This window comes from Vreelandella sp. L-15, from assembly GCF_056857635.1.
The window spans coordinates 1-9,986 of the sequence record NZ_JBSXNN010000007.1 but is presented as its reverse complement, the minus strand read 5'-3'; the positions used below and the strand labels follow the sequence as shown (position 1 = coordinate 9,986).

Below are 9,986 nucleotides of genomic sequence, written 5' to 3'. Positions count from 1 at the left end.
GACACTCTATCCACAAGCAGTTCCAAGCGACACGCGATCGCCAGATATGTCGTGCCTGGCGGGTGGAAAGGCATGACAAAACGGGCCGTCAGCACCGATCAGCACGGTGGGTTTTGGCAATAACGGGCTTGCGAAAGCCAACTTGCACGGGGCGAATGATCAAAAAGTGCTCGCTGGCGGTGATAGGGAAAGTGTCGGCGCCGGCTTCACGGATTCAGGGATATGTCAACGCACTCGCTTGGGTAGTATGAGCAGCGCGCCTTTTACTCGCCTTCGCATTTACCACCTTTCACTCATGTTAGGAAACAGCCTGTTATGACGGTGCCTTCACTTGCCCGCCCACTCCCCTTTGTACTGCTACTGGCCTTCTCACTCTTCGCCAGCACCGCGCTGGCCCAATCTGCCCCACGAGTCGAGCTGGCGAGCGTCAACCGGGAGCCGATTTATCAAGAGCTTAACCTGGTCGGCACGGTGAACTCCCTGGAGGATGCGCTGCTCTCCTCGTCGGTGGCCGGGCTGGTCGCGGGCATAAACAAACACGGCCACCCATCGGTGGCCGCGTCTATTGCCTACTGACAGGATGTTTAGAAAGCGACGTTCAGGCCCAGCCACACCCGGCGGCCGTCATCCACATAGCCGTATTCGTCGTAGGTGATGCGCTCATCAAACAGGTTGTAGATACCGGCGTTCACCGTGGTGCTATCGTTGAGCTGATAGCCAATACCCGCATCCACGAAGGTGTAGGACGGCGCGACAATCGCGCTTTGTGACGGCCCGGTGGTGGGCTGGCTCTCCTCACCCCGGTAGCTCACTTTGGTCCACTGGCTAAGCCGTGCGTTCACATCCCAATCCAACGTGGCCGACACCTGGTGGCGGGGCAGCTGGGTCAGCGGCTCGCCAGCGTACTCGCCGCTTTTCTGTTCGGAATCGGTGAAGGTGTAGCTGGCGGTAAGCGCTAGCGTGTCGGTCAGCGGTGCGCCTAGACTGGCCTCGACCCCTTGGGTCACCGCGTCATCGATGTTGACCCGGTACGTGGGGTCGCTGCCGAACTGGTTCGGGCCTGCATTGCAAATATCGATGGGGCAGGCGATACGGGTGATTTTGTCTTCGAAATCGTTGTGGAACAGCGTCAGGCTGCCGTTCAGGCCTGCGTCGTTGCCGTACAGCAGGGCAATCTCTTTATTGAGCGAGGTTTCCGGCTCAAGGTCAGGGTTGCCATAAACATTACCGCCACGGCTGACTTGCCCCCAGTCCGGGGTAATTTCCCGCAGGTTAGGCGAGCGGTAGCCGGTGGACACGCCGCCTTTCAGCGTCCATTCCGGCGTCATGTTCCATACGCTGTAAAGGCGCGGGCTGAGGTGGCTGCCATAGTTGTCGTCATCGTCCAGGCGCAGCCCGCCGGTCAGTGCCCAGGCGTTTGTCAGCATCCACTCATCTTCCATAAACAGCGCCCACTGGCTGTTCTCAACCGCCGTACGGTCGGAGATTTGGTTGGTGGTGCCATCCTCCAGCGACTCCTCTTCCCAGCTCGCGCCGACGGTGAGCATGTCCATACTCAAGGGAATCACTGCGCTGGTTTTCGCGGTGGTGTTGGTAATCTCGATATCCCGCGATTGGTTTTCGCTGCGCTCACGCTGTACGAAGGTTTCGCTGGTGCCCCAGTCGAAGCGGCCGCTATGGGTCAGCGCTACATGGCTATTGGTGTATTCACCAATACTATCGGTGCAGCCGCCACGACACCCTTCCGCAGGCGCCGAGCGCCCAACCAGCGAGCGGCGATCCTGCTCGGTAATGCCCGCTTCTGCAGTAAAGTCGTGGTTATCGCTGGCGGCCAGGCTTAGCCGTGCGGTCAGGCTTTGCAAGCTCTTCTCTTCGTAGCCGTTTTCAATATCGTCTTCGTCGCGTTCTGAGGTGCGGCCATACAGCTGCAGGCCTAAACGATCCGCCACCAGCGGCCCGCTTAGGTAGAAGTTGGCTTGGCGGCTGTCGCCGGAGGCGCTGTCTTCCTGCAGCACGGTATCGAGCTGGATGTTGCCGTGCCAGGTATCCGCTACCTTGCGGGTAATCACGTTGATCACCCCGCCGATGGCATCGGAGCCGTATAGCGTTGACATCGGCCCGCGCACCACCTCGATACGCTCGATGGCTTGCAGCGGCGGCAGCCAATCCTGTTCGAAGCCTGCGCTGCCGTTGGGGCGTGATTCGCGGGAGTTTTGTGGGCGGCCATCCACCAGAATCAGCGTGTATTGGGAAGGCATACCGCGAATGGAGATGTCATTGCCGTTATCGCCTGCCCCGCCTCCAGTCACTACCACGCCGGGGACATCCCGCAGCGCATCGGTGACGTTTTGATAGTGACCACGCTCCAGCTCTTCACGGGAGATCACGCTAATGGGGCTGGCGCGCTGCTGATTTGCTGCTCAAAGCCAGAGGCCGTCACCACGATATCGTTGAGCTGAGGCGTTTCTTGAGCCGCAACTGCCCCGCAGGCGAGAGATGAGATAGCGCTGGCCAGCAGCGTACGACGCAAACGTAAAGACATAGCGGGTTCCTTTGAATTGAAAGAGCACTTATACTTAAATACGAATTATTAGCATTTGTATTTTTGCATACTCTTTGCACAAAGAGGCGGGACGGTGCGTTCAACCAACCGGAACAAAAATAGCAATTATTTTCATTCAAACAATTAAGTGGCACAATGGCGTGACCTCGTTCCCCCAGTGGCCCCGACTATGTACGATTTTGATGAACTCGCCGCTTTTGCCGATGTGATGACCACCGGCAGCCTGACGCGCAGCGCACAGAAGCTCGGGCTTGCTAAATCCACGTTGAGCCGCCGCATTAGTCAGCTAGAGGCGCGCCTGAACCAGCCGCTGCTGCGTCGCCAGGCGAACCGTTTGATTCCCACCGAAGCGGGCCTGCTGTTTCACCAGTACTGCACCGAGCTGCTGGCCATGGTCGCCCATAGCCAAGAGGCGCTAGCAGAACTTCGCGAGGAGATCAGCGGTAAAGTGACGCTGGAGGTACACGGTGCGCTGGCCCGAGGCTGGATGGCGGGGGTGATGGATGCGTTTTTAACCCGCTACCCCAAGGTCGAGCTGACCCTGCATACTCGGGAAACGCCGCCCACTAAGATGCACAGCAACAGCGTGCATATCTGGCTAGGCGCTACCCATGAGTGCGGCTTGAACCAAGAGCGCCTGGGGCACCTCACCCGCGGCCTCTACGCCAACCCACACTATCTGGCCCACGCGGGAACACCGCAACACCCCCAAGAGCTGGATGCGCATGCCTGGATCGACTTGTTGGATACTGCCTCCAGCGGCCTGCTGCTGCATCACCCCGAACACGCCGACTACCTGTTCAACGCGCCCCGCTCGCGACTCCGGGTAGATCTCACGGCGTTGCACATCGATGCCATTGCCTATGGCCAAGGGATCGGCCTGCTGCCCCACTGGGTGGTCGAGAAACGCGAACGCCACCACCCTGGGGATCTGGTCAACTGCCTGCCTGGCTGGGAGCCCGCCCCCTTACCCGTGACGCTGCTGTATGCCTATGGGCATCACTCACGCCGGGTCAACGCGCTGCTGGACTTTCTGCGTGACCAGGTGCCTAACGAGTGGCAAACCCACGCAAACGCCGTTTACGCCCATTAGCAATTCGCCTTGCCAGTTAGCCGCCTAATTACCCACAATAGGCGGCCGATGATCGTCAAGGAACGTTAATGCTCGCTGAACTCTTCGCCGTCATGGCGCCAGTGCTGGCCGGTGCCGGGCTGGGTTTTTTATGGGTACGCTTAGGGCAACCCTACCCCGTCGATTTTATTACGCGTTTGGTCTTCAACATTGGTACCCCTGCGCTGGTACTGGCGTCGCTCTCTGGTGCCAACATTGATGCCGGCACCTTTGGGCAGATGATGCTGGCCACCGCGCTGGTCATTATCAGCATGGGGGCAGCCAGCTTTGCCGTGGCCAAACTGCTGCGTCGAGATTGGCGGGTACTGATCGCGCCGATGATGTATCCCAACACGGGCAATATGGGGCTGCCTGTCGTGCTTTACGCTTTCGGCAGCGCAGGTTTTGCTTACGGTATTACGGTGATGGTGACGGTATCGCTGTTTCAGTTCACCTTAGGAGCCGTGCTCAGCAGTAGCGGAAGCCCGATTAAAACGCTGATTAAAACCCCCACGGTTTATGCCATCTTAATTTCCATGGCCCTGCTGTTGACCGACACGCCGCTCCCGCTATGGATGGCCAACACCGTTGACTTAATGTCTGGATTCACAGTACCGCTGATGCTCATCACCCTCGGTGTGTCGCTCGCTAGTATTCAGGTGAAAAGCTTACGCTCAGGGGTTGGCTTTAGCTTGATCCGTATCCCTCTGGCCGCCGCTGCCGCTTGGTTTATTTCTGGTTGGCTTGGCTTACCGCCGCTGGCGCAGAGCATTTTGGTGGTGCAAATGTGCATGCCGGTGGCGGTATTCAACTATCTGTTTGCCCAGCGCGCCCGGCGCGAACCCGCTTATGTGGCCAGTTTAGTCTTCTGCTCAACGCTCATGGCGCTGATCTATTTACCGGTACTGTTGGCACTGTTGATGTAGCGCCGGGGAACACCCGCCCGCTTACGGCAGTCACTGCTAGACTTAGACTCTGATCCAGCGCTAACAGAGGACACTCGATGCCAACTCGACACGCTATGCCCAATCGATATGTCGGCCCCCTGATGACTCCACGCCGTTCACTGCGTTTACAGGCTACACGCAGGGTAGCGCCTTCCCTGGCAGGACTGCTACTTGCCAGCACTGCCCAGGCGGAGGTGGTTCAAGATGCCCTGGAAACCGACCACTTCGTTATTACCATTGAGCGTGTGGCCGATGGTTTTGCGAACCCGTGGGCGGTGGCGTTTCTACCCGATGGCCGTTACTTAGTCAGCGAGCGCAGCGGTGAGTTAAATCTTGTTGACGCTAATGGCCAGTCTCAGGCGCTGGAAGGCATGCCCCTGGTGAGTCAGAACGGCCAGGGAGGCCTGCTGGATGTGGCGCTGCACCCTGAGTTTGGCGATGGCGAGCACGATTGGATCTACTTTACCTGGAGCAAGCCTGAGGGCGATAACAGCCGTTCAGCGCTCTCCCGCGTTAAGTGGAAAGGGGATTCGTTAGGCGACGTTGAGCATCTTTTCGTGCAGGATCGCGCTTCCTCTCCCGGCCGACACTACGGCTCCCGTTTGGCATGGCTCAAAGATGGCACGCTGCTGATGAGCATCGGAGACCGCGGCGTAGACCCTTCTCGCGCTCAGGCCAGCGATGACCACGCAGGCTCTACCCTTCGGCTCACCGAGACCGGAGAGGCCCCTGGCGATAATCCCTTTGTGGATGACGACGATACACTGGATGAAATTTACACCATGGGCAATCGCAATATTCAGGGCATAACCGTTCTCAGCAATGGTGAACCTTGGGCCACCGAGCACGGCCCGCGAACGGGTGATGAGCTGAATCAGATTGTGCCTGGCAATAACTACGGCTGGCCGGAGGTGAGTTTAGGCAATGACTATAGTACCAACGAGCCGATAGGCGTTGAATCTAAGCCTGGCATGGTTGACCCGGTGTATCGCTTTGATGGGCGCTTTGCCCCTTCCGGTCTTGCCGAGGTGACTAGCGATGCCTTTGAGCCCTGGCAAGGAAGCCTATTAGCGGGCGGTCTGAGCAGCCAAAAGCTGCTGCGCCTTACTCTTGAAGAGGGCAAAGTGGCCGATGAAGAGCTGATTTTAGAAGGTGAGATCGGCCGTATTCGCGATGTGCGCCAAGGGCCAGATGAAGCGATTTATTTGCTAACCGACGGCGGCCAAGGCAGCCTTTACCGCCTAACGCCCAGCGAGCGCTAACGTTAAGCCACCATCAGGAAGCACGATGCGATTACGTAACCTCATCATCTTAACGGTCATCGTGCCGCTTTTCGTTATCCTAGTGGTGTTTAGCCTGGTGGCGATCAAATCGCTGGAAGACAACGTGCGCTCCAAGCTGCAAACCGAAGTCGAGATCATTACTCGCGCGCTGAGCACGTCGTTGAGCTATGCGGTGGCTCGAGACAGCGCCACGCCGCTAGAAGAGGCGCTGCAGTCGGCGTTTTCGTTTCACCGCATCTACGGGGCCTACGTATTCGATACCCAAGGCCGTGAGGTATACGGCCTTGGGCTGGGTAAAGATCTGTTCACACCGGAAGAGATTCAGCAGGTCATCGAGCGCGACGACCTGCACAGCAGCTACCGACAACAGGAAGGTTGGACCTACTACTCTGCTCTCACGCCACTACGCACCCAAGATGGCACTGTGCAAGGGGTGTTGCAGGTGAACCGACTCAATACCGGCATTGAGAATTACACCGGGTTTATCAGCATTGTGGCCGTGCTGGTCTTCGTGATTGGCGCGGCGGGCATCGTGTTCAGCATTTGGTGGGGGTTTCGTCACTACATCGAGCGGCCGCTCAACCGTCTGTTGCGCGTCATGCTGCTAGTGGAAGATGGCGACCGCAGCCAACGGGCCACAGTAGACGGCCCGACGGAGTATCGCCGTTTAGCGTCGGGCTTGAACGGCATGCTGGACGCTATGGCCGAAAAAGATCGTGATATCGATGCTCGCCAACGGAGAGAAATCGAGCTGGAAAAACGCCTGCGCAAATCCAAAAAACTGGCAGAGCTTGGCGTGTTGGCCGCCGGGGTGGCCCACGAAATTGGCGCACCGCTGACAGTCATCAACGGCCAGGCCCAGCGGTTGGCCCGCAGGGATACGATTGGCGACGACGAGCGTGCTAGGCTTGGCCGGATTCGCGGCGAGGTAGAGCGAATCGTCGAAATTGTTCGCCAACTGATGGAATTAGGCCGACAACATAACGTGGAGAAAGGACACCAAGCCCTTAACCAGCTTATCATTAGTGCCAGCGAGCTAGTCGAGGAGGAGCTGGAACCACGAAATATCTATCTGGATATTGATCTTCCGTCCCCTCCCCCCCATTTATTAGTTAACGGTCAACAAATTGTGCAGGTGCTGACCAACTTATTACGCAACGCCGCCCAAGCCCCGGACGTTAGCCATATTCGTGTTCGCGCCCAGTCGCACAGCGACGAGCTTACGGTATGGGTCGAAGATAACGGGTCAGGCATACCGACTTCGCATCATCATCAAGTGTTCGACCCCTTTTTCACCACCAAGCCGGTGGGCCAGGGCAGCGGCTTAGGACTATCGATGGTGCACCGCATTATTAACGACCACGGCGGGACGATTGGCGTATTTGACAGCGCGCTTGGCGGTGCTGGCTTTGAAATTACGCTTCCCCTTAGTGAAACCGCATCCGCTTGAGGACGACGTTTGTGACCCATCAGGAACACCTTTTACCGTTATTGGTGGTGGAAGATGACGCCGCTATCCGTGAGTTATTAGAGGAAGAGCTCAACGACGCGGGCTATGACACACTGGGTGTCCCCAGCGCTGAAGAGGCCATTGCCCTGCTTAGCCACACGCCAGTGGCCATGATGATTACCGATGTACGGCTACCCGGCATGACGGGCATTCAACTGCTGCAGCAGCTACGCCAGAGTGGCAGCGAGCTAGGCATTATTGTCATTACCGCGTTTGGCACGATTGACCAGGCGGTAGAAGCCTTAAAGCTTGGCGCAGATGATTTTTTAACTAAGCCACTTGATTTAGATGCTATCCGCGAAGCCGTATTTCGCGTACTGGAGCGACAGCGTTTGTCCCTTCCCCACGATGCGGAACTCAGTCACTTCCACGGTATTGTGGGTAAAAGCCAAGCCATGCAGTCACTGTTCCACGATGCGTCTCGATTAGCCAAAAGCGATGCACCTATTTTGATCCTGGGTGAAAGCGGCACGGGCAAAGAGCTGCTGGCCCGAGCGATTCATCAAGAAAGTAGCCGCCACGAAGCGCCTTTCGTTCCCGTTAACTGCGCCAGCATTCCCGCCGACTTGATGGAGAGCGAGTTTTTTGGTCATGTGAAAGGTGCCTTTACCGGTGCTAACGAGGCCAGAAAAGGACTGTTTCATAGCGCCCAGGGCGGCAGCCTGTTTCTCGATGAGATTGGCGAAATGCCGATCAATCTGCAGGCCAAGCTACTACGCGCCCTGCAAGAGAAAACCGTTCGCCCCGTGGGCGGCGAGCGTGAGGAACCAGTAGATGTGCGCATCATTGCCGCAACCCACCGCCACTTGGAAAAAGAGATTGAGCAGGAGAACTTTCGCAGTGACTTGTTCTACCGCTTAGAGACATTCTCACTGCGCATTCCACCGCTACGCGAGCGCGGCACGGATATCGAACACTTGGTGTTCGCACTGATTGATAAGCACGCAGAAGCCCAAGGCAAACAGATCGAACAGATCGAGCCAGAGGCGCTCAATAGCCTGCTGAACTACACCTACCCTGGTAATGTGCGTGAGCTGGAAAATGCAGTTATGCGCGCGGTAACGCTCAGCGAAGCGGGCGTACTGCAGCATCAGGATTTACCTGAGCGCCTGCGCGAACAGTCTAGCCAGCAAAAAAGCAGTGCCGACAGTACCCCAACGCTAAGCGGCGAGGTGCTACCCGGCACGCAAATTCCTGCCCCGGCGCCTGCCCGTTGGCCAAGTTTGGAAGAGGTGGAAAAGCGCTATATTCGCAAAGTGTTGGAAGCGACAGGGGGAAATAAACGGCGGACGGCCGAAGTATTAGGCATCGCCCGCCGCACTCTTTATCGGCGTTTGGAAGATAGCGAGGAGTAAGTCCAAGCCGGTCGCACTCGCCGACCGGCTTTTTCATGCTTACTCCGGGTCACTCACGCCATCGCCGGTCGACTCACGTGTCGCTTGCCCATCATTCGCCATGGGGCCGGTATCCATGGGCTCTTGAGGTTCGTCGGTCGGTACTTTCGAATCGGTGGTCGGTGCTTCGGAATCACCGCAGCCTGTCAGCACGCCCGCCATGAGCAGTGCGCTCAACAGTAGCGCCTGCCCCCTAACCTTAGCGGCTGACTGGTAACTTGCAACCGCCCAAACTCACCGTCATACGCTTTAAACAAGCAAAAAAAGCCCCCGCGGGCGCGGGGGCGAAAGGATGATAAACCGTGTGGAGCAGCCGCAGGGAACAGACAGCTGGGTTGGCTTACCATCGTAGGGAGCGTTGACGGCTATTGGCCGTTAGTCATGTCGTCTTCATCATCGGTAGTGTTAACGTCGTCGGTAGTGGTCTCGCTAGCACCGGGCATGGGATCGGTGCCTTCACCGAAACCAGGATTCTCTTCAGGATCGTTGACAGCGCCCGCTTGGGTATTCTCACTCGGCATTGGCTCTTGCGTCGCCGCGGGATCTTCGCCCAAGCCCGGGTCTTCATTCATCGGCTCGTCTGCCATGGTAGGCTCGTTCCCGGTAGCCGGAGCCGTCGTGGTCGTCGCATCCTGCTCCATGGTGTCAGGTTGCTGCGCCGGGGGCATTTCATCTTCGCCGTTGCCACACCCCGCCAGGGCCAAGGTGCTGACGGTTGCGGCTAACATGCACAGTGTCAGCACACGTGGACGCTTGCGCGATTGGCTCACTTGTTTATCCATAAAGATTGCCTCCTTTTTCGACTAACGTGCTTGCGTCACTTGCCAAGCTTTTCTAAAAAGGCACATTCACACTTCATGCCAACATTGAAAAAAAATACATTTATATTTAAAAAAACAATAGCTTATTAAAAAATCGTAGCCACCGTTCGCTGTCACGACAGGGTCATGGGCGTGGGTTCAAAATGGCACATGTGGCGTAATATGGCCTGGCTGGCGGGCGCGTTGTGACACATCCCACCCATTTATGTATAATAATTGTAACTATTCAGTTGGCTGTGGGTAGGGGGTCGCCAACCACCTGATTTTTCTGCATAGTGTACCCAGACAACCGACATGCCATGCGGTGACATGACCATCAGCGATATCAACGTCGACGAGGCCCTGGAGCGGGTCCGG

8 protein-coding genes and 1 pseudogene are annotated in these 9,986 nt (G+C 57.3%); 6 read left to right on the top strand and 3 right to left on the bottom strand.

The genetic code is table 11. The features are described from left to right. Positions 1–315 precede the first annotated feature (315 nt). Positions 316–576 (top strand): hypothetical protein, encoded by a 261-nt coding sequence (locus AC13CY_RS00230; RefSeq protein WP_044630761.1) that lies wholly within the window; start codon positions 316–318, stop codon positions 574–576. 8 nt (positions 577–584) lie between these two features. Here AC13CY_RS00230 and AC13CY_RS00225 read toward each other — a convergent pair. Then, positions 585–2,542 (bottom strand): annotated as a pseudogene (locus tag AC13CY_RS00225) (ligand-gated channel protein). Positions 2,543–2,732: 190 nt separating this feature from the next. Between AC13CY_RS00225 and AC13CY_RS00220 the strand changes: the two are divergent. The 5 genes from AC13CY_RS00220 to AC13CY_RS00200 all read left to right on the top strand — a co-directional run bounded on the left by AC13CY_RS00220 (position 2,733) and on the right by AC13CY_RS00200 (position 8,769). Continuing rightward, positions 2,733–3,656, top strand: coding sequence for a LysR family transcriptional regulator (locus AC13CY_RS00220; RefSeq protein WP_172514796.1), 924 nt, complete (start codon positions 2,733–2,735; stop codon positions 3,654–3,656). Between the two features lie 68 nt (positions 3,657–3,724). Then, positions 3,725–4,600 carry an AEC family transporter gene (locus AC13CY_RS00215; protein ID WP_062362932.1) on the top strand — a complete coding sequence of 292 codons (876 nt, stop codon included), beginning with the start codon at positions 3,725–3,727 and terminating at the stop codon, positions 4,598–4,600. Between the two features lie 122 nt (positions 4,601–4,722). Then, positions 4,723–5,883, top strand: coding sequence for a PQQ-dependent sugar dehydrogenase (locus tag AC13CY_RS00210; protein ID WP_172515695.1), 1,161 nt, complete (start codon positions 4,723–4,725; stop codon positions 5,881–5,883). 25 nt (positions 5,884–5,908) lie between these two features. Then, positions 5,909–7,354, top strand: coding sequence for a sensor histidine kinase (locus AC13CY_RS00205; RefSeq protein WP_058577514.1), 1,446 nt, complete (start codon positions 5,909–5,911; stop codon positions 7,352–7,354). Positions 7,355–7,365: 11 nt separating this feature from the next. Next, on the top strand, positions 7,366–8,769 hold the full coding sequence (locus AC13CY_RS00200; RefSeq protein ID WP_062362938.1) for a sigma-54-dependent transcriptional regulator: 1,404 nt from the start codon (positions 7,366–7,368) through the stop codon (positions 8,767–8,769). 39 nt (positions 8,770–8,808) lie between these two features. Here the strand turns inward: AC13CY_RS00200 and AC13CY_RS00195 are convergent, their stop codons facing one another. Both AC13CY_RS00195 and AC13CY_RS00190 read right to left on the bottom strand, forming a co-directional pair. Then, positions 8,809–8,985: a hypothetical protein gene (locus tag AC13CY_RS00195; RefSeq protein ID WP_161491476.1), complete on the bottom strand. Its 177-nt coding sequence runs from the start codon at positions 8,983–8,985 to the stop codon at positions 8,809–8,811. 188 nt (positions 8,986–9,173) lie between these two features. Then, positions 9,174–9,590 carry a hypothetical protein gene (locus AC13CY_RS00190; RefSeq protein ID WP_062362941.1) on the bottom strand — a complete coding sequence of 139 codons (417 nt, stop codon included), beginning with the start codon at positions 9,588–9,590 and terminating at the stop codon, positions 9,174–9,176. Between the last annotated feature and the right edge of the window lie 396 nt (positions 9,591–9,986).